The sequence below is a fragment of the Streptomyces sp. Je 1-4 4N24 genome, assembly GCF_026239515.1.
Taxonomy (GTDB): Bacteria; Actinomycetota; Actinomycetes; order Streptomycetales; family Streptomycetaceae; genus Streptomyces; species Streptomyces nigrescens.
The window spans coordinates 4,023,694-4,042,896 of the sequence record NZ_CP110836.1 but is presented as its reverse complement, the minus strand read 5'-3'; the positions used below and the strand labels follow the sequence as shown (position 1 = coordinate 4,042,896).

The 19,203-nt window shown below is 72.2% G+C and carries 18 protein-coding genes; 6 read left to right on the top strand and 12 right to left on the bottom strand.

Annotation, left to right across the window (positions count from 1 at the left end; all coding sequences use genetic code 11):
* Positions 1–610 precede the first annotated feature (610 nt).
* The 3 genes from SLV14N_RS17390 (at position 611) to SLV14N_RS17380 (ending at position 3,663) form a co-directional block, all read left to right on the top strand.
* Positions 611–1,573, top strand: a complete 963-nt coding sequence (locus SLV14N_RS17390) for an alpha/beta hydrolase (RefSeq protein WP_208681846.1) — start codon at positions 611–613, stop codon at positions 1,571–1,573.
* On the top strand, positions 1,566–2,861 hold the full coding sequence (locus tag SLV14N_RS17385) for an acyltransferase (protein ID WP_263270011.1): 1,296 nt from the start codon (positions 1,566–1,568) through the stop codon (positions 2,859–2,861). The genes SLV14N_RS17390 and SLV14N_RS17385 overlap by 8 nt, the downstream gene beginning before the upstream one ends.
* Before the next feature lie 97 nt (positions 2,862–2,958).
* Complete coding sequence (locus SLV14N_RS17380) at positions 2,959–3,663, top strand: class I SAM-dependent methyltransferase (RefSeq protein ID WP_127152345.1); 705 nt, start codon at positions 2,959–2,961, stop codon at positions 3,661–3,663.
* 79 nt (positions 3,664–3,742) lie between these two features.
* On the opposite strand, the gene SLV14N_RS17375 is transcribed toward SLV14N_RS17380, so the two are convergent.
* The 8 genes from SLV14N_RS17375 to SLV14N_RS17340 form a co-directional block, all read right to left on the bottom strand.
* Positions 3,743–4,318 carry a hypothetical protein gene (locus SLV14N_RS17375; protein ID WP_208681843.1) on the bottom strand — a complete coding sequence of 192 codons (576 nt, stop codon included), beginning with the start codon at positions 4,316–4,318 and terminating at the stop codon, positions 3,743–3,745.
* A 208-nt stretch (positions 4,319–4,526) separates the two neighbouring features.
* Positions 4,527–5,729, bottom strand: a complete 1,203-nt coding sequence (locus tag SLV14N_RS17370; protein WP_263270009.1) for a HAMP domain-containing sensor histidine kinase — start codon at positions 5,727–5,729, stop codon at positions 4,527–4,529.
* A gap of 5 nt (positions 5,730–5,734) precedes the next feature.
* The gene (locus SLV14N_RS17365; protein ID WP_208681839.1) at positions 5,735–6,412 is read right to left on the bottom strand and encodes a response regulator transcription factor; all 678 of its coding nucleotides are present in this window, start codon (positions 6,410–6,412) and stop codon (positions 5,735–5,737) included.
* A complete protein-coding gene (locus tag SLV14N_RS17360) occupies positions 6,409–6,873 on the bottom strand; it encodes a hypothetical protein (RefSeq protein WP_263270007.1) in 465 nt (154 codons plus the stop codon). Before SLV14N_RS17360 ends, SLV14N_RS17365 begins: the two co-directional genes overlap by 4 nt.
* Positions 6,874–6,888: 15 nt before the next feature.
* On the bottom strand, positions 6,889–7,380 hold the full coding sequence (locus SLV14N_RS17355) for a hypothetical protein (RefSeq protein WP_263270006.1): 492 nt from the start codon (positions 7,378–7,380) through the stop codon (positions 6,889–6,891).
* Positions 7,381–7,548: 168 nt separating this feature from the next.
* Complete coding sequence (locus SLV14N_RS17350) at positions 7,549–7,977, bottom strand: hypothetical protein (protein ID WP_263270005.1); 429 nt, start codon at positions 7,975–7,977, stop codon at positions 7,549–7,551.
* 87 nt (positions 7,978–8,064) lie between these two features.
* Positions 8,065–9,270 (bottom strand): sensor histidine kinase, encoded by a 1,206-nt coding sequence (locus SLV14N_RS17345; RefSeq protein ID WP_259670382.1) that lies wholly within the window; start codon positions 9,268–9,270, stop codon positions 8,065–8,067.
* Between the two features lie 56 nt (positions 9,271–9,326).
* Positions 9,327–9,995 (bottom strand): response regulator transcription factor, encoded by a 669-nt coding sequence (locus SLV14N_RS17340; protein WP_208681831.1) that lies wholly within the window; start codon positions 9,993–9,995, stop codon positions 9,327–9,329.
* Between the two features lie 351 nt (positions 9,996–10,346).
* Between SLV14N_RS17340 and SLV14N_RS17335 the strand changes: the two genes are divergently transcribed.
* Both SLV14N_RS17335 and SLV14N_RS17330 read left to right on the top strand, forming a co-directional pair.
* Positions 10,347–11,231 (top strand): glycerophosphodiester phosphodiesterase family protein, encoded by an 885-nt coding sequence (locus SLV14N_RS17335; protein ID WP_263270003.1) that lies wholly within the window; start codon positions 10,347–10,349, stop codon positions 11,229–11,231.
* A gap of 302 nt (positions 11,232–11,533) precedes the next feature.
* A complete protein-coding gene (locus SLV14N_RS17330; protein ID WP_208681827.1) occupies positions 11,534–12,856 on the top strand; it encodes an acyltransferase family protein in 1,323 nt (440 codons plus the stop codon).
* A 303-nt stretch (positions 12,857–13,159) separates the two neighbouring features.
* Here the strand turns inward: SLV14N_RS17330 and SLV14N_RS17325 are convergent, their stop codons facing one another.
* Together SLV14N_RS17325 and SLV14N_RS17320 are read right to left on the bottom strand one after the other, a co-directional pair.
* Positions 13,160–13,552, bottom strand: a complete 393-nt coding sequence (locus tag SLV14N_RS17325; protein WP_026169715.1) for a RidA family protein — start codon at positions 13,550–13,552, stop codon at positions 13,160–13,162.
* Positions 13,553–14,465: 913 nt separating this feature from the next.
* Positions 14,466–15,164 (bottom strand): spheroidene monooxygenase, encoded by a 699-nt coding sequence (locus SLV14N_RS17320; protein ID WP_263270001.1) that lies wholly within the window; start codon positions 15,162–15,164, stop codon positions 14,466–14,468.
* A gap of 130 nt (positions 15,165–15,294) precedes the next feature.
* Between SLV14N_RS17320 and SLV14N_RS17315 the strand changes: the two genes are divergently transcribed.
* Positions 15,295–16,014, top strand: coding sequence for a TetR/AcrR family transcriptional regulator (locus SLV14N_RS17315; protein ID WP_263269999.1), 720 nt, complete (start codon positions 15,295–15,297; stop codon positions 16,012–16,014).
* Positions 16,015–16,243: 229 nt separating this feature from the next.
* On the opposite strand, the gene SLV14N_RS17310 is transcribed toward SLV14N_RS17315, so the two are convergent.
* Together SLV14N_RS17310 and SLV14N_RS17305 are read right to left on the bottom strand one after the other, a co-directional pair.
* A complete protein-coding gene (locus SLV14N_RS17310) occupies positions 16,244–17,293 on the bottom strand; it encodes an alpha/beta hydrolase (RefSeq protein ID WP_263269998.1) in 1,050 nt (349 codons plus the stop codon).
* Positions 17,294–17,416: 123 nt separating this feature from the next.
* Positions 17,417–19,093 carry a bifunctional 3'-5' exonuclease/DNA polymerase gene (locus SLV14N_RS17305; protein WP_263269997.1) on the bottom strand — a complete coding sequence of 559 codons (1,677 nt, stop codon included), beginning with the start codon at positions 19,091–19,093 and terminating at the stop codon, positions 17,417–17,419.
* Positions 19,094–19,203 lie beyond the last annotated feature (110 nt).

Sequence of the window (19,203 nt, the reverse complement as noted above, 5' to 3'; positions counted from 1 at the left end):
AAAGCCCCCTGACCGAAAGGCGCCCCGGGAAGACCGCTTCCTGAATCCTGGGCGTCGTTGTGCCGGTGTTCATCCGCCGGACACCGCCGCGCTGCCACGGCCTGACGGACTGAATGGTCCACGGCGCCCGCCCACCGCCCGGAAAAGTAGGCCAATAACGATGTGAAGCCGTCCCCGGATAAATTCATGCTTGATGGCACCGACGGTCGACCACCGTTCGTGCACGTATTAACTAGGGGGAATCATGACTGCGACAATCGGCGTCACTGCCCGACGTGCCACCCCGGACCGAATCGCCTGCGCCACCTTAAAGTTCCCCGCTGCTGTCCGCGTATCGCAGCAGGACTTTTCCGGGCGCCACAGGCGCAACCAGGACTGGGTGTGACAGCAGGCCAGTTGGGAGCCCGGGACCCGCTCGCCGGGCCCGGCCCCGGCCGGCCCCGCGGTAGCGCGCCGTGTAGTCGACCCCCTACCTGAGAGCTACCGCGAAGTGCGCTCCTCAGTGTGATTTCTGCCGCCGCTCCCGTCACTAACCTCCTTTTCCAGTTCCCCGAACGGACAGGAAGGCAGGCCGGCGATGCGCGCTGCACGTCTCAGGCGTGGGCTGGCTATGGCCCTCACCGCATGCTCCATCGTGGTGACGGTCGCCGCGGCGGCACGGTCCACCGTGCCGGGTACGCCCGAGCAGCCGCGGCTCCCCGCGCTCCGGGCGGACACCCTGGCGGCGCGGTACGCGGCGAACCACCGCTTCATCGACCGATCCGAGCGCGCGGCCCGGGACATGGGCGACACCGGCCGGGCCACGGTGCTCGGCCGGCTGGCGCGCAAGGACCGGCACTTCCTCTCGTTCAGCCCGCGTGGCGACGGCCAGGTCGTGGAGGTGCTCGGCGACCTGGCCCACGCCGACCGGATCGCGGTCGTGGTGCCCGGCTCGGACACCACGGTCGACACCTTCGACCAACTGGGCACCGTCTACGCCTCGTTGAACGGCGGCGCCCGGTCCCTGCACGCCGAGATGACAAGGCTCCAGCCGGAGCGGAAGACCGCGGTGGTGGCCTGGTACGGCTACCCGGCACCCCGCACCATGAGCCGGGACATCGTGCTCACCGACCGCGCACTGGACGGCGGCCGCCGCCTGGCCGGGCTGCTCGGGGACCTGCGCACGGTGAATCCTTCGGCCCCCGTGGCCATGCTCTGCCACTCCTACGGATCCGTGGTGTGCGCGACCGCCCTGCGCCGCATGGACGCCGCCGCCGAGTCCTCCCTGGCGGACGTGGTGCTCTTCGGCAGCCCGGGAACGGGCGTGCGCTCCCGGGCCGAACTGCACACCCGGGTCCCGGTGTGGGCGGGCCGGGGAGCGACCGACTGGATCGAGGGAGTACCCCACGTCAGCCTCGATCTGCTGGGCGAACAGGTCGGGTTCGGCACCGACCCCGTCACCGCCGCGTTCGGTGCGCGGCTCTTCCCCGCGGGCGCCGGCAGCCACAGCGACTACCTCCGCCCCGGCGGACTCGCGCTGCGCAACATATCCCTGATCGCGCTCGGCCGGGGCACGGAGGTCTCCCATGACTGATCTGGAACTGCGCCCGCCGTCACCGGTACGGCAGCCACCGCTGCCCACCGGCCCGCTGCGCCCCCGTCCCGCGCGGCGCACCCCCTGGCAGGCCCTGCACACGGCGGCCCTGCGCATCGACGCGGCGACCCCGGCGGAACGAGACCGGGCCATAGATGTGCTGCGCGCGCTGGCCATCGCGGGGGTGGTCCTGGGCCATTGGCTGGTGAGCGGTGTCGTCCTCCAGGCCGGCGGTCATCTGGTCGGCGACAGCCCGCTGGGACATCTGCCCGGCCTCGCCCCGGTGACCTGGATCCTGCAGCCCCTGGCCGTGTTCTTCCTGGTGGGCGGCCGGGTGAGCGCCCGCAGCTACGCAACGGCGCAGGCCCGCGGAATCGGCTACCGGACCTGGCTGGGCCGGCGGCTGGCGAGACTGCTCCGCCCGGCGACGGCGTTCGCCCTCACCTGGGGACTCGTGTGGCTGGGCCTGGTGCTCGCCGGCACCGCACACGAGACGATCCACACGCTGATGTGGCTGGCGTACTCCCCGCTCTGGTTCCTCGGTGTGTACGCACTGCTGATCGCGGCCACTCCGCTGGTGCACAAGGCAGGGGGCCGTATCGCGGTGGCGGCCTGCCTGGTCGTGGCCGCGCTGGACGCATCCCGGGTGCTGTTCGCGGACAGCGGCTGGCCCGACACCCTCCGCCTGCTGAACATCCCGGCGGGCTGGCTGGTCCCGTACTGCCTCGGCGCGGTCTGGGCGGCCGGCGGATTCAGCCGCAGCCGGCCCGCGGTGGCGCTGCTGCTCGGCGGCGGCGGTGCCATGGCGGCGCTGATCCTCTGGGGCGGCTATCCCGCGAGCATGGTCGGCGTCCCGGGTTCCACCCTCTCCAACCTCAGCCCGCCCACCCTCGCGGTGGTCGCCTTCGGCCTGGCCCAGGCGGGCGCGGCACTGCTGCTGCGCGGTCCGCTGCGCCGGGCGGTGACCGTTCCGGCCCCCACGGGCCCCGCCGCGGCGCTCCGAAGCCGCGCGACTTCGGCGCAGTTCCTCTGGGCGGCGGTGGCGCTGCTCAACCTCTCGGCCGTCACGGTCTTCCTCTGGCACCAGACCGCGATGCTCACCACCACCGTCATCCCGCTGGGCCTGGGGCACACCTTCCCCGGCCTGCACACCAGCCCCGACTCCCTGGCCTGGATCGCGGCCAGATCCGGGTGGATCGCGGTGTTCGTGGTGGTCCTCCTCGTGCTGGGAACGGCCTTCCGGGACCGGGAGGGGGCCCGCGGCAACCGAGCAATAATCAACCAATAACGTCATGTGAGAAGGTAGTTCGCCGCCGCGTCGGCCGTTGAAGCCCCCAGTGTCCGTTCGTCAGCACCACCCGCAACTCGTCCCCTCCGGAGGATTGATGTCCACCCTCACGCTCGAATCGATAAGCACCCTCTATGCGAAGTACGCGGACGACTTGAGGGCGGTGCGTGACGCGCAGCGGAAGTTCCTCCAGGACAACAAGGACACGGTCAAGGCCCAGCTCGACGACTACGAGGCGGAGATCACCTACCTGCTCCTGCGGGACCTCAAGCCGGAGGTCGTTGTGGAGGTGGGCACCTTCCGCGGCTGGTCCACCACCTGGATCCTGAGCGCGCTGCGCGACAACGGAACGGGCCACCTGTACTCCTTCGACATCGTCGACAACGTCGTGAAGAACGTGCCGGCCGAACTCTCCGAGGGACGCTGGACGTTCACCAAGGGCGATCTGCGGGACACCATCGCCAAGGTCCCGACGGAGACCGACTACCTCTTCATCGACGCCGACCACGGCGCCCGGTTCGCGCGCTGGTACATCGACAACCTCTTCCCGGTGGTCCGCCCCGGGACCCCCACCAGCGTCCATGACGTCTTCCACGGCCGCCGCCCGAAGCCCATGAGCGAGGGCTCGGTCGTGATCAAGTGGCTGGCCGCCCAGAACGTCGAGTACTTCACCCCGTCCGTGGCCAAGGCCCCCGAGGTGACGGCGCGACTGGCCGAGGTGAAGAAGGAACTGAACCTCAGCGAGCCGGTCCGCGAGAGCCGCCACAACCCGATGATCTACTTCAACCTCCCGCAGAGCTGAGCCCCTAGGCGGCACACCACGAAGTCCCCCACCTCGCCCGAGGTGGGGGACTTCTGCGTCCGGGGTGCTCAGGGGCCGGTCACGGCAGCTGGTGCACGAAGGCGAGGACGAAGAGCAGGCCGAGGACAACCGCCAGGACCGCGGTGGGCAGCGCCCAGGCGGGGCGGCGTTCACCGCGCAGCGGAGCCGTCGTATGGCGGTTCAGCCGGGTGAGGCCGGTCAGTATGACCAGCGCGAGGGCGACGCAGGGCACCGATACGGCGAAGTGCGCCAGCCACGCCCCGGCCAGTGAGGGCCCGCCCCAGTCGTTGATGTGCGGAGTCCGGTCCACGAACCCGTACAACAGCCCCCGTGCGACGGCCAGGGCGAGCGCACCGGCCAGCAGCAGGGCGACGACGCCGAGGAGTATGGTCAGCGCGCCGTGGAACACCAGCCGGGCGACGCCCGGTGAGCGGGCGCCCAGCGGCAGCGGCCCGGCGCGCAGCCACCGCCGCCGGGCGGCTTCCCGGTGACCGGTGAGGGTGGAACAGAGCGCCAGGGCACCGGCGGGGAACAGGGTCACCGCGAGACCGGCGTGCCGGGCCGCCTCGGCCAGGCGGGGCGGGCCCGACGAGCTGGCCGGACGCCGCACGACGACAGGGGGTCGGTTCGTCATGCCAGGACAGTAGGTTCGCGCCACGGTCACCCGCGTCACTCCCCGGCGGTGTCCCCGCACCCGTACCGCAGTAGGGCGTGGGGTACGGCTGCTTGGCCTACAGGCACGCAGATGTCCGGGAGAGGGCCCGGCCTACGGCAGACGGACAGCGGGGGCCGGGGGAGCCGGGTCCCCTGGGCGGAACGGTGCGGCTGTCAGCTGTCAGCTGTCAGCTGTCGGGATCGAGATCCACCGTGGCCAGGGCCCCGCCGTCCGGGGGGTTTTCGTAGGTCACCCGGGCGCCCAGCACCCGCGCCTGCCCGGCGACGATGGTCAGGCCCAGTCCGATCCCGGCACCGCGCTCGCGGGCACCGGTGCGGAAGCGCTGGGGGCCGTGCGTCAGCAGCTCGGCGGGGAAGCCGGGGCCGTGGTCGCGTACCCGCACCGCCGACCCCGCCACCTCCAGGGTCACCGGCGGGGCGCCGTGGAGCCGGGCGTTGGCGACCAGGTTGGCCAGGATCCGTTCGACCCGGCGGTGATCGGTCGCCACGACGGACTCGCCCCGTACGAGCACCTCGACGTCCCCGCCCGCCAGGGCGGCCGCCCGGTGCGCCAGCGCGCTCGGGAGCACCTCCTCGCACTGCGCCTGCTCGACGCCCGGCACATCGAGCCGGGCCACCTCCAGGACGTTCTCCACCACGCTGCGCAGCGTGTCCACACCGCCGCTGACCAGCTCGGCCGGGCGGCCGGGCGGCAGCAGTCCGACGGCGGTCACCAGCCCGGCCACCGGGGTGCGGAGCTCATGGGCGATATCGGCGGTGACCCGTCGCTCGGCCTCCAGGCGGGCGCTGAGGGCGTCGGCCATGGTGTTGACGGCGGCACCGAGCCGGGCGATCTCGTCCTTGCCCCGGGGCCGGACCCGGTCCGTCAGATCGCCGTCCGCGATCCGCTGGGCGGTGCGCGCGGACGCGGTGATCCGCCGTCCCGCGCCGGCCGCCGCGACGATGCCCAGCACACAGCCGAGCGCGGTGACGGCCGCGCCGGAGCCGACCAGCACCCGGTCGAGATCGGCGAGGGCACGCACCTGTGGCGCGTAGGAGCGCCGGACCGCGACGATGTCCCGCCCGCTGCGGGTGGCGGCCCACAGCACCGGGGCGGAACCGCCGGTGTGCTGCAGACAGGTGGCCCGCACGGGGCGGTCGGTGACGGTCCTGCGGAGCGCGTCGGGCAGGCCCCGAGGATTCACCAGGGCGCCGTTGTCGATTCCGGAGGCGTATTCGTTCACCGCCTCCAGGAGTTGGGCGTCGACCACATGGGCCGCGTTCTTCCGCTGGTCCTCGGCGGTGAGTTGATGCACCAGCAGCCCGATGAGCATGGCGACGAGCGCGGCGGTCGCGGCGATGACCAGGGCGGTCTTGGTGCGGAGTCCCATGGCGCTCAGGGCGCGAGCTTGTAGCCGAAGCCGCGAACGGTCCTGATGCGGTCGTGGCCGATCTTGGCGCGCAGCCGGAGCACATGGACGTCGACGACCCGGGTGTCGCCGCCGCAGGCGTAGTCCCACACCCGCTCCAGCAGGGCCATCCGGGACAGCACGACCCCGGGCTCGGCCGCGAGCTCCAGCAGCAGCCTGCGCTCGGTGGGGGTGAGTTCGAGCCGCCGGCCCGCCCGGCGGACCGCCAAGGAGGCGGTGTTCACGCTGAGGTCGCCGAACCGCAGCACCGTGTCGTCCTCGTGCGGCCCGTTCCGGTCGACCGCAGTGGCGCGCCGCAGCGCCGCGCGGATACGGGCGACCAGCACCGGGATGTCGTACGGCTTGGTGAGGTAGTCGTCGGCGCCCGCCTCCAGGCCGAGGACGACATCCACCGGGTCGGTGCGCGCGGACACCATCAGCACCGGCAGCGGGCTCTCGTCCCGCATGCGGCGCACCAGACTGACCCCGTCGAGCCGGGGCAGCATGACGTCCAGGACGGCGACATCGGGCACCCGGTCACGGAACTCCGCCAGCCCGGCCTGCCCGTCGGAGGCCGCGCGCACCTGGTATCCGTAGTGTTCCAGGGACAGTTGGGTGGCCTCCCGCAACAGGGAGTCGTCCTCCACGAGCAGCACGTCGGTCATTGGTTGCGTTCCCAGGGCTCGGGGATGGGCAGCCGGACGTTGCGCAGTTTGGATGACTGGTCGGACGGGAGGTGGGCGGGGGACCGCACCACGGCGAGGGTGTAGTAGCCGACGTTCTCACGGCGCTGCAGGCGGCTGAGCTCGACGGTGGCCGGATACCCGTGGTCGGGGCAGTGGGGGATGCACCACATGCCGCTCAGCCTCCCGGTGGCCACGGCCTTCGCCTCTCCCCAGGAGCGCCAGCTCAACCGGGAGACCGACGAGAACTCGGTGAGGCCGAATTTTGTGGGGCGGGTCAGCGGGTGGCCCATGGTGTCGGAGACATAGACCGGGCCGGAGGCCTGCGAGGGGCTGGGGGCGGGGCCCTCGACATGGGGCCGTTCGGGATTGCCGCACCCCGAGCAGCCCACGGCCGCCAGCACCAGTACGCAGACGGTGGCCAGGGCCGTGGGCTTGTTCATCGGGAGAGTTCTCCGTCAGATGGTGGACATCGGACGCTTGCCCTTGAGGTCTTCGGCATCGTACATACCGCTACCGACGGGCAGCTTCAGGGTGAAGGACGAGAAGACCTTCTTGCCGTTCACGGTCTTGGGGTCCGAGAGCGTGAGGGTCGCGTTCAGGGGCTTCTCGTCGCAGGCTTTGCCGCACCAGCCGCTGGAGATCTTGCCGGTGGCGACGGCCTTCTTCGCGCCCCACTCCTTCCAGTCGAGGTTGTTCACCGCGGTGAACTCGGAGAGCACCAGATTCTCGGGGCTGCGCTCGGCCTTGCCCCAGTCCGCGTTCTCCTCGCCGTAGTGGTTCACGACATAGGGAGTGCTGCTGGTGCGGGCGACGCTCGCGGTGTGCTCCGAGGCCGTGGCGGCCTGCGCCCCGGTGGCGGTGGCGACCGTACCGAGGACGGCGACACAGGCCAGTGCCGCGCCGAGGGCCGTCTTGTGGCGCCGGGCGATGCTCGTGGTGCGCTTCATGGTTCTCGCTCCATCGTGTTGATCATTTGGGGCACGACCGAAGCTATGAGCGACGTTTCCCGGTGCTCTGACAGCTGTGTAACAGCCATCCATCGACCTTTGTAACCTGATCGACATACGGGGGAGAGCGTCGGCAGCGGAGCCCGCCCGGCCAAGGGAAAGGCCAGGTCAGGGAGTTGAGGGTCGGCGCTCGTCCGGGCCCGTTGCGCCCGGCGGATCGGTTGCCCTGCCGTCCCGGATCACCGCGACGCCCCTGGGCACCTCGACCTTGAACTTGGCGTCACAGAAGGCGATTCCGCTGCACCCGGCGTCGATGTCGAGGGTGTCGCCCTTGAGGGTCCAGGTCAGATGCTCGCTGCCCGCGGCGTGGTCGAACCAGCGGGTGACCTTGATGTCCCTGCGGTCGGCGGCGACCAGTTCGGTGGCCACCTCATGCGTCGTCAGTTTCAGGGAACTGCCCGCGTACGCGAAGCTCTTCGACTCGGGTTCCACCGTCGAGGCGTCCACCGAGCATCCGGTGAGGCCGAGCGCGGCGGCAACGGCCGTCGCCGCGACGACGAGAGGGAGCGGCCGCTTCGGTCCGGTGCCTGTGAACATCGGTTCCTCCAGAGGTACGGGTGGGGCGCTCCCAGGAGGATCCCGGCCCCGGACGGGCGGCACATCTGCCGATCGGCAGAGATCGGGTCACCGGACGGCGGGCACCGGCAGCCGGCAGCTGACCCGCCACCCCTGTGCGTACGGGCCCGCCTCCAGGGCGCCCCCGACGGCACCGACCCGTTCGGCGAGGCCCGCAAGACCGGTGCCGCCGCCCGGGCGTCCCCCCTGCTCCCGGAGAGCGCGGGGGAGGGCGCCGGTGGACGCGCCGGTCCCCGCGCCGTCGGCGATCGAGAGCTCCACGGCCCCGTCGGCGCTCCGGGCGGCGCGCACCTCGACCCGCCCGGCCCGCGGCGCATGCCGCCGTACGTTGGTCAGCGCCTCCAGCACCACGCGGTACGCGGTGTCCTCGGCCTCCCGTGAGAGCGTGCCGGCCACCTCGTCCTCCAGGGACAGCGTCACCTCGGCCGCCGTCATGGCGGCGAAGCGGCCGATGAGTTCGGGCAGATCGGCCAGACCGTGCGGCCGGGTGGGCAGCGGCTCCTCCCAGGTGCGGCCGTCCGCCTCGCGGAGCGTCGCCACCGTCCGGTCCATGGAGTCCAGCGCCCGCAGCCCGGCCTGCTCGATGCGGTGCAGCAGCGCGCGGTGCTCCCCGGGGCCGCAGTCCTCGTCCAGCTGGGCCGCCTGGGCCTCCAGCACGATGCCAGTCACCTCATGGGCCACGAAGTCATGCAGATCGCGGGCGACTTCGAGCCGCTGCTCACGCCGGGCCAGCGCCACGGCATGCGTCCGGCGGCGGTCCAGCGACCGGAGGTAGAGCCCGACGCCCGTCGCGGCGGCGGCCGGGACGAAGGCCAGTGCGGCCAGGAAGACCGATTCCTTGATCCCGGTCTGCGGGGCGTGCAGGGTGAAGCGCAGCGGCAGCAGTACCGCGGCGGCACCGGTCAGCCCGCCGACGAGGCCCACCCGGGAGCCGGGCACATGGCGGACCACCCGCTCCAGGAGGACGAGCAGGGCGACCGCCTCGAACGGGAGCCAGAGCAGCGCCAGTCCGGCCTTCCCGAAGGAGACGGTGTCCGCGGCGAGGGAGAGCACCGCGGTCCCGGCCGCCGCCCGCGCGAGCGAGACCCGGCCCACCGGCCACACCGAGAGCGCCACGACCAGAGCCAGCGCGGCCATGACCGCCGGCAGGTAGGCGCCGGGGGGCGAGAGGAGGGCGGGGAGGAGCATCGCCGCCGCGGCCGCGCCGCACCATCCTCGGCGCCGCCCGCGCCGCACCGGAACGTTGTCCTTCATGCCGGTGAGGCTACGCAGCGCGTCCGTGTCCGGCCCGGTATCCCTCCCGGAGCCCGTCACCCCGGTGTCCGCCCCGTGGCATATCCCAACTCCCAGGCCCGTACGGCGATTCCGACCCGGTTACGGACCTGCAGCTTGCGCTGAATGCTGGCGACATGGGTCTTCACGGTGCCCGCCGAGATGAACAACTCCCGGGCGATATCGGCATTGGTCTTCCCCTCGGCGACCTTCCCGGCGATCTCCACCTCCCGCTCGGTCAGCACCGCGTCGCGGCGGCGGGGGCGGCGGCCGGCCGTGGGGCCGGTGACATGCCGCAGCAGCCGGACGGTGACCGAGGGGCTGATCAGACTGTCGCCGGCCATCGCCGCCCGGACCGCCTCGACCAGCAGCGTCGGCCCCGAGCGCTTGAGCAGAAAGCCGGAGGCGCCGAAGCGCAGCGCGGGATAGACGTATTCATCGAGGTCGAAGGTGGTCACGATGACGATCCGGACCGGGTCGGCCAGCGCGGGGTCCGCCAGCCGGCGGGTCACCTCCAGGCCGTCCATCCGCGGCATCCGGATGTCCACCAGCGCCACATCCGGCTTCAGCGCGCGCCCCATCGCCACGGCGTCCAGGCCGTTCGCCGCCTCGCCGACCACTTCCATGTCGGGCTGGCTCTCCACGATGCGGCGTATTCCCCGGCGGACCATCTCCTGGTCGTCGGCGATCAATAAGCGAATCGTCACGGGCAGGGATTCTGCCGTACGGGCGGGGCACGGGCCCTTGCCATTTCGCCGCCCGCACGGACCGAGGGCCGTCCGGAACGCCCGGCCGCCCGGAGGGACCGCCCGGATGGCGGGCCGCCCGGAAAAGCGCCGAGCACCCGCTCCGCACCCCGGCCCGCCCCTGCTGACCTGCAAAAAGGCGACTTCCGGGGCAGGGGGTGCGGAGCCGTCCGGCCGCTGCTCGCGTGGCGGGTGACGGGGGATGCGGTCATGTTGAGCAGACAGCGGCATTCCTGGACGGGAGGAAGGGCCCCAGGGGGCCATGCCCGACGCGGCCGGCGCCGTCGGGCGAGCGGACCAGGAGGCTGCCGCATGGTTCGGAGATCACTGCGGATACCCGCTGCCGGCATCGCCTATCTGATGACGGCCGCGATGGCGTCGTCCGCGATGGTGTCCGGGCCGGACGAGTTCGCGGATGTCGCCGTGAGCAGCGGGACGCGGGCCGGACCCGGCACCGCGGCGACCCGGGTGATCGCCCACCGCGGCGCCTCCCGTTACGCGCCCGAGAACACCCTCGCCGCCGTCGACGCCGCACACCGCCGCGGATACATCTGGGTCGAGAACGATGTGCAGCGGAGCAAGGACGGCCGGCTGGTGGTGCTGCACGACACCACGCTGCGGCGGACGACGGACGCCGCCAGGGTGTTTCCCGGGCGGGCGCCGTGGCGGGTGGGGGATTTCACCGCCGCGGAGCTCGCGCGGCTGGATGCCGGCAGCTGGTTCGGCAAGCGGTTCAAGGGGGAGCGGATACCCACGCTTGCCGACTTCTTGCGCCGTCTGGACCATAACGGGCAGCGTCTTTTGCTGGAGATCAAGGCTCCAGAGAAGTATCCCGGAATCGAGGCACAGGTCCTCCGTGAACTACGCGCCAAGGGGTGGCTGGATCGCGCCCATGTCCGGAGCCGGCTGGTGGTCCAGAGCTTCTGTGTGATGTGCGTAAAAACCGTCCATGAGTTGGCGCCACAGGTGCGTACCGGGATTCTCGGGGCGCCCGATGTGCGCAAACTGGCGCGCTATGCGCGGTTCGCCGATCAGATCAACCCCCGTGTATCCGCGCTCAGTTCACGCTGGCTGGCGGCCGTGCACCGGCTGCGCGGGCCGCACGGCCGCCGGTTGGAGGTCTATGCGTGGGACGTGGCGAAGAACACGACCGCGCGGTCCGTGCGGGCCAGAGGGGTCGAAGGTGTTATTGAATAGCGGGCAACGGCCGGAGATTGAGGCAGCATTGTCCAGATCTCCCGGGGTGCCGGGCCGCGCTGCGGCCCGCCCTGCCGCCCGCGGTGCGTGAAGGAGCTGTGGAGGGCGGATGCGCCGTGTGTGGCCGCGACGGGCGGGGATTTACGTGATTCCCGCCGCGGGGCTAAGGTGCCTGAGATGTTCGACGCCGCCACACTCCCCGTAAAAGAACTAAGACGCAGGATTTGGCTTTTGGGTTCCGATTTGCGGCCCGGCGCGGGCCAGCGTCCAGCTCCTCCCCTGGGATCCTTTCGGGAGGCTCCTTGAAGAACGAATTTCCGGCGTATGGTGAACGGCGGGTGCCGCTTCCCCCGCCGCGGCAGATGTCGCACGACACGCTGAGCCGGACGGGCACACCGGCGCCGCCGCAGACCGGTGGGGCCACGGCAACGGCAACGCTGGCACCGGAGACGGTGACGGCGACCGTGCCCGGTGCGGCGACGGCCGGCGGTGCGGCGACGGCCGGCGGTGCGCACGCCAGGCCCAGAAGCCATGCCAAGGGCCGGGGCAAGGACCGTGCGAAGACCGAAGCGAAGGCCGATGCCAAGGCCGATGCCAAGGCGAAGCCGCGCGATGCCTTCTTCGACAACGCGAAGTACCTGGCCATCGTGCTGGTGGCGATGGGGCACTCCTGGGAGCCGCTGCGCGACGGCAGCCGCTCCGCTGCGGCGCTCTACATCACCGTCTACGCCTTCCACATGCCGGCGTTCATCATCATCTCCGGTTATTTCTCGCGCAGTTTCGATATGCGCAAGGACCGGCTGCAGCGGCTGATTACCGGAGTCGCCGTCCCGTACATCCTCTTCGAAGTTGCCTACACGCTCTTCAAGAAGTGGGCGGACGACGATCCGGGTTACCCGATAAGCCTGACGGACCCCTGGTATCTGACGTGGTTCCTGCTGGCGCTGTTCGTCTGGCGGCTGACCACCCCGCTGTGGAAGATCGTGCGCTGGCCGGTCCCCCTGGCGCTGGCCATCGCCGTCCTCGCGTCGCTGTCCCCGGACGTCGGCGACGGCATGGACCTCCAACGGGTGCTGCAGTTCCTGCCGTTCTTCGTGATCGGGCTGTCACTGCGGCCGGAGCACTTCAAGCTCGTACGCCGCAAGAAGGCGCGGATCCTGGCCGTACCGGTCTTCGCGGCCGCGCTGGTCTTCGCGTACTGGGCGGCACCGCGGATGAATGCCGCCTGGTTCTACCACCGTGACGCCGCACAGGAGCTCGCCGCTCCGTGGTGGAGCGGTGCGGTGATGACGCTGGCGATGTTCGGCTGTTCCCTCGTGCTGGTGGCCTGCTTCTTCGCCTGGATCCCGGGCCGCACGATGTGGTGCACGGCGCTGGGCGCGGGCACCCTCTACGGCTATCTGCTGCACGGCTTCCTCGCCAAGGGGTCGCGCTTCTGGGACTGGTACGACAACCCGTGGATGCACACGCCGTGGGGTGCGGTACTGCTGACGCTGATCGCGGGCACCGTGGTCACGGTCTTGTGCACACCGCCCGTGCAGCGGGCCTTCCGCTGGGCGATGGAGCCCAAGATGACCTGGGCGTTCAAGAAGGACCCGGTGGGGATGGCGCGCAGCCGCAACTGAGCGGCCGCGCTCCCACGAACGGGGTGACGCGGCAGCGCGTACAGGACGGGGCGTACGTCCGGAACAGCGCCAGGGGCGCCCGCCCCGCCGGGAGACCGACGGGACGACGGGCGCCCCTGGTGTGTGCGGGGCGGTGGCCGGCGCGGCCGGAAGCGTCGCCGCGGTCGGCGCGGTCGGCGCGGTCGGAGTCACCGGAGTCACCGGAACCGCCGGAGTCACCGGAGTCACCGGAGTCACCGGAACCGCCGGAGTCACCGGAGTCGCCGGAGTCGCCGGAGTCGCCGGAACCGCCGGAGCGGTCCGCTAGCGGACGACGGCGATGCCTTCGATCTCGACCAGCGCGGTCTCGTCCCACAGGCGGGTGGCACCGATCACGGCCATCGCCGGATAGTCGCTGCCCGCCAGGCGCTTCCACACCCGGCCGATCTCGCGCGCATGCAGGCGGTAGTCCGCGACATCGACGGCGAAGACGGTGAGTTTGGCGAGGTCGGACGGGCCGGCGCCGGACGCCGCCGCGACGTCCAGGAGATTCGTCAGCGCCCGCTCGAACTGCTCGACGATGCCGTCGCCGACGATCCGGCCCGAGCCGTCGAGAGCGGTCTGTCCCGCGAGAAAAACCAGGGTGCCCGGGGCGGCGCGCACCGCATGACTGAACCCGGTCGGCGGCGCGAGATGCGCCGGATTTACACGCTCCAGCCCACCGCCGCCCGCACCTGCCTTTGCCTCCGTGCCTGCTTCTGCCTCCGGGCTTGCTTCTGCCTTCCGGCCTGCGTTTGCCTCCGCGCCTGCTTTTGCCTCCGGGCTTGCTTCTGCCTCCCGGCCTGCGTTTGCCTCCGTGTCTGCCTTTGCCTCCGGGCTTGCTTCTGCCTCCCGGCCTGCCTTTGCCTCCGTGTCCGCCTTTGCCTTCGCGTCCGGGGCCGCGCCCGCGCCTCCGCCCATGATTGCGTGCGCGCCTGCCTTCGCGTCCGCGCCGTGCTCGGCAGGCCGCTCCGATCCAGCGCTCGTTCCGGTCCCGGCACTCATCCGGCCGACTCCCTCCGCCGCCAACTCTTCTCGCCCGTCCAGGGATTGAAGCGCGTTCCGCTCCTTCTGCGAAAGCCCCGCACCGGAGCGAACGAGCACCCGCACGGGCCCGGCTCCTTCGCGGCCCCTTCCGTCGCGGAGACTCACCCAGCCGACTGCCGACTGCCGCTCCCCGACCGCTGATCACCGACCGCCGACCGCCGACCGCCGACCGCCGACCGCCGACCGGCGCTCGCCGCTGGCACCTGCCGGCGAGTTTAGGGCGTAGCGGACGGATCGCCAGGGGCGACGGGGCGAGCACGGCACGGCACGTCGGGAGGAACACGGCACGGCCGGGAGGGCCTTGCACGGCTGGGACGGCATGGCGAGGACGGGAGGACGTGGGGCACGGACGGGGATGGCATGGCACAGCCGTGATGGCGCTGCCCTGCCCTGCCCTGCCCTGCACGGCCGGGGCGGCCGCGGGCCCGCGGCGCGGGGCCAGGGCAGGCGGCGCGGGTCAAGGACACGCGGGCAGGCGGGCCTGAGCCGCGCCGCGGTCAGCACAGGCCCACCCCCGTGGGACCCGTGCGGACCGCGGCGCGGCTCAGGGTATGCGCGGGGCCAGGGCGGTCGTCGCCACCGGCTCCTGGCCGTCCAGCGTGCCCTGGGCGCCGTACGGCCGGCACCGCAGGAACCCTGCCTCGTGGTGGAACGGCTTCGCCTGGTGCTCCCTGACCACCTCCTTGTGCTCGGGCTGTGCGGATCCGTAGGCGTAGCGGCGCATCGCCGACGCGCTCTGCCACAGGGAGAAGGTGCCGACGAAGCGGGGCGGCCTGGCCAGGGCGACCGAAGCGGTCATCGCGGGATCGGCGGCGGCCCGGCCGGCGGCCTGGGAGTTGGCGCGCAGGAACGGCAGGGCGCGGCGCAGCCGCAGCTGCCCGAGGGTGAGGACCGCGACCGGCCCGTCCTCCTCGTCCTCCGCGGCGCCGGGGCCGATCTCGACCGGCATCGGGCCCCAGGAGCCGGAGAACCGGAGCGGCCGCAGCCGCACATGCCAGCCACCGGTCAGCCGCCGCGGCAGCGGGTCCTCGGCGAGAAAGCGGTCGAGCGCGGCATCGTCGTCCCACGAGGCGAGCAGCGCGGCGCGGCCGGGGCGCACCTTGGGCGGCCCGGACGCGATGGCGCCGGTGAGCGTGGTCTCGGCATAGCGGAGGCCGGGGGTCTCGCCCGGCCGGGGGCGCTCGCGGAGCACGGCGCGCACCGCGCGGACGCCGATGTCGGCGATGTGAACGGAAACGATCACGATGAGCCCCCGCATCTCGAACTTACTCCTGCGTATACCAAGCGGTACACGACCCAGTATCCTTCAATCCCACGGCCATGGCGAGCCGAATTCACCACTGGATTGAGCCAGATCGCAGGGAGGGGACGAGATGAGCGAGATCGACCGGAGCCGCGCCGCGCGCGCCGAGGCCAGGACCCGTATCGAGGAGGTCGCTGCCCGGCTGTTCGCCGAGCGCGGCTTCGCGGGCACGACCATCGGGGAGATCGCCGCCGAGGCGGGCCTGAGCAAGCCGATGCTCTACCGCCACTTCGACTCCAAGCAGGAGCTGCACCTCGCCCTGCTGGAGCGGCACCGCGACGAGTTGGCCGCCGCCCCGATCCGCGAACTCCTGCACGGCGAGGGCGATCTGGACACACGGATGACGGCGATGTACGACGCCTGGTTCGGGTATGTGGAGAGCCACCCGTACACCTGGCGGATGATGTTCCGGGACACCACCGGGGACGCTCAGGTGCAGGCCTTCCACCGTGAGCTGCAGCGCCGGCAGCGCGAGACGGACATGGCGCTGCTCCGCGAGTTCGTGCCCGGTATCCCCGAGGCCGAGCTGGAGCCCCTCGGCGAGGCGATCCGCAGCGCGCTGTACGGGCTCGCCCTGTGGTGGCTGGACCGCCCCGACCAGCCCCGCGAGCTGCTGGTGGCGACGATGACGCGGATCACCCGTGGCCTGATCTCGACCGTCGAGGGCCCGAACGCCGAACTGCCGGGCGCTACGAGCGCCGAGCCCCCGGAAACCACGAGCACCGGGACCCCGGACGCCCCGGGCCCGAGCGGAACGTCCCCCTCCGGCCCACCGGGCAGCACGGACTGAGAAGCCGGCGCCCCGGGCGGCGCGACGGCGCCCGGTGTCCCGGGGCGGCACGGACTGAGCCCCGGCGTCCCGGGCGGCACTGACGGATTCTCGGCGCCCCGGGCGGGACGCCCGGCGCCCGGCCCGGCTCAGCCCGCCAAGCTCAGCCCGACACCGTCAGCCCCCACCGTCAGGCCGCCACGGTCAGCCCGCCACGGCCAGTCGTCCCCCCACCGTCAATCCGCCACCGTCATCCCCCCACCGGATACAGCGCCTCCCTCAACTGCCCCGTCCAGTGCGCCGTCATCTCCTTCGCCACCCGGGTGTCCGGCGCGAACAGCTCGAAGCCGTGCCAGGCACCGGGCACATTGCGGACCGTGACCGGCACCCCCGCGTCCATCAGCCGCCGGGCATACGCCAGCCCCGCATCGCGCAGCGGATCGAGATCGCAGACCAGCACATAGGCCGGCGGCAGCCCCGACAGGTCGGTGGCGCGGGCCGCCGCGGCATACGCCTCCGCCTCGGCCGTCCCCTCCGGCAGGTAGTGCCGCCACGCCCTCTGGATGTCCCGCGCGGTGGTCACCCGCGTCTCCACGGCTTCCGCGTCCTCCTCGGCATCCACCGCCGCCTCGTCCGCCCCGACCCGGTCGTCCACATCCGGGACGCACAGCGACTGGTGGACGATCGCCGGGCCGCCGCGGTCCCGGGCCATCAGGGCGACCGCGGCGCTGAGCCCACCACCCGCGGACTTGCCGGTGAGGGCGATCCGCGCGGGATCGATGCCCAGGCCGGCGGCTCGCTCCGCCGCCCACTCCAGGGCGCGGTAGCAGTCCTCCACCCCGGCCGGATAGCGGTGTTCCGGAGCGAGGCGGTATTCGACGGTGAGGACGACGGCGGGCAGCTCACGGCAGAGCGCGATCGCCGCGCGGTCCTGCCCCGGCAGCGACCGGCCGAGGGCGAACCCGCCACCGTGGAAGTGCAGCACGGCGGGCAGGGCGCGTCCGGCCCCCTCGGGAGCGGCTCCCCGCGTGTCCTGCCCCGTACCGGTGTCCGCCCCGCCCTCCGGGCGGTAGACCTCGACCGTCAGCGCACTGCCGTCCGCCCGCGGGATCTCGAACCGCTCGCTGCTCACGCCCGTACGGTCGGCCGGAAACGCGGCCAGCATCTTGTGGAACCCCTCGCGGGTGGCCTCGATGTCCTCGTACGGATCGGGGAACTGCGGCAACGACTCAAAGGCCGGGAGGAGTTCGGGATGCACCTGCATCTCGGTCCGGAGCTGCATCTCGGGCGGGACGCTCATACGGGGCACTCCTCGTTCGGGACGGACGCACTACGCCTTCTGCTCACGATCTTCACTCTGCACGCCCGCACCGCCGCTGTCCCGGCGGTTTTCGCACCACGCCGCCCGGCACCTGCCCCGCCCTCACTTCGCCTCCGCATAGCACTCCACCACCGCCGTGGTGAACGGGAAGCGGACCGGGGTCTCCCCGAACGCGATCCGCCCCGCCGTATCGGCCGCCGCCGTGATCGCCTCGGAGACCGCCGCCGCCTCCTGCGCGGGGCAGTGCACGATCACCTCGTCGTGCTGGAAGAACACCAGCTCGGCGTGGAGTCCGCCCGCCCACAGCGAGTGGCGCAGCGCGGCCAGCAGCAGCAACGCCCAGTCGGCGGCGCTGCCCTGGACGACGAAGTTACGGGTGAACCGGCCGCGGGCACGGGCGGCCGCCGAGCTGCCGCCGTACGCCGCGGGCTCCTCCTGGGGCAGGCCCGCCTCATCGGGCGGCACCACGGACGCGGGCGGGCAGGTGCGGCCCATCCACGTGCGCACCAGCCGGCCCTCCTCGCCCGCGCGCGCCGCCTCGTCCACATACGCCACCGCGGCCGGATAGCGGCGGCGCAGATCGGCCATGTGCTTGAGGGCGTCGCCGGACGTCTGCCCGTAAATGGCGCCCAGCAGACCGAGCTTGGCCTGGGCACGGTCCCCGCCGAAGGCACGGGCCGCCAGATCCGCGTACAGATCCTCGCCGCTGCCGGCCACCTCCATCAGGCCCCGGTCACGGGAGACGGCCGCCAGCACCCGCGGCTCCATCTGGTCGGCGTCGGCGACCACCAGGCGCCACCCCGGATCGGCGCGCACGGCCTGCCGGATCACCTTGGGGATCTGCAGCGCGCCGCCGCCGTTGGCGGTCCAGCGCCCGGAGACCGTGCCACCGGGCAGATACTCGGGACGGAAGCGGCCGTCGTGCACCCACTGCTGCAGCCAGGACCACCCATGGGCGGTGTGCAGACGGTAGAGCTTCTTGTACTCCAGCAGCGGCGCCACCGCCGGATGGTCGATCTGCTGCAGCTCCCATTTGCGGGTCGAGGTGAGGGAAATCCCGGCGCGGGCGAAGGCCTTGATGATGTCGTTCGGCAGATCCGGGCGCACCCGCGCACCCGCCCCGAAGGCCCGGGACACCTCATCGGCCAGCTCCGCCATACGGCGCGGCTCCAGTCCGCCCGGAAAGCGCCCGCCCAGCAGCCCGTCGAGCAGCGCGCGGTGCACATCCGCCCGCCAGGGCACCCCGGCCCGCCCCATCTCCGTGGCGACCAGCATGCCCGCGGACTCCGAGGCCAGCAGCAGCCGCATCCGGTCCGGGTGTTCGGCCTTCTCCGCACGCGCCACCTGGCCGGCGTAGACCTCCAGCAGTGCCGTCAGCTCGTCCGTGCCGGGCGGCAGCGGCACCGGACCCGGCTCGAACAGCGACGGCTGGGTCTCGGCAGTACGGACGGGCGGGTCCTCGGGGACGGGCAGGCCGTGCAGCCGCGCCCAGGCGGCGGCCAGCGAACGCGGCTGGCCCGACTGGCCCTCCTCATGGCCGATCAGCAGCGCCTCCGCGGCCTCCACGTCATAGCAGCGCTCGACGCGCACCCCCGCCGCCTGCAGCCGCCGGTAGATCTCCGCGGTGGACCGCCACACCCACCGCTCGACCTCGGGCCGGGAGCGCACCGCCGCCGCGAGCGAAGGCTCCTGCACCACCGGCCCGGCGGGCCGCCCGTCCTGGGCGAGCGGGCAGAGACGAGCACCTCCGTCGCCCGTCTCCACCACCGCCCATCTCATGCCCCTGAGTCTTGCACCAGGCTCTGACAATCGCCCTGACCAGCACGGACGACACGGACGACAGGGACGGCACGGACGGCACGGAGGACAGGGACGGCACGGACGGCACG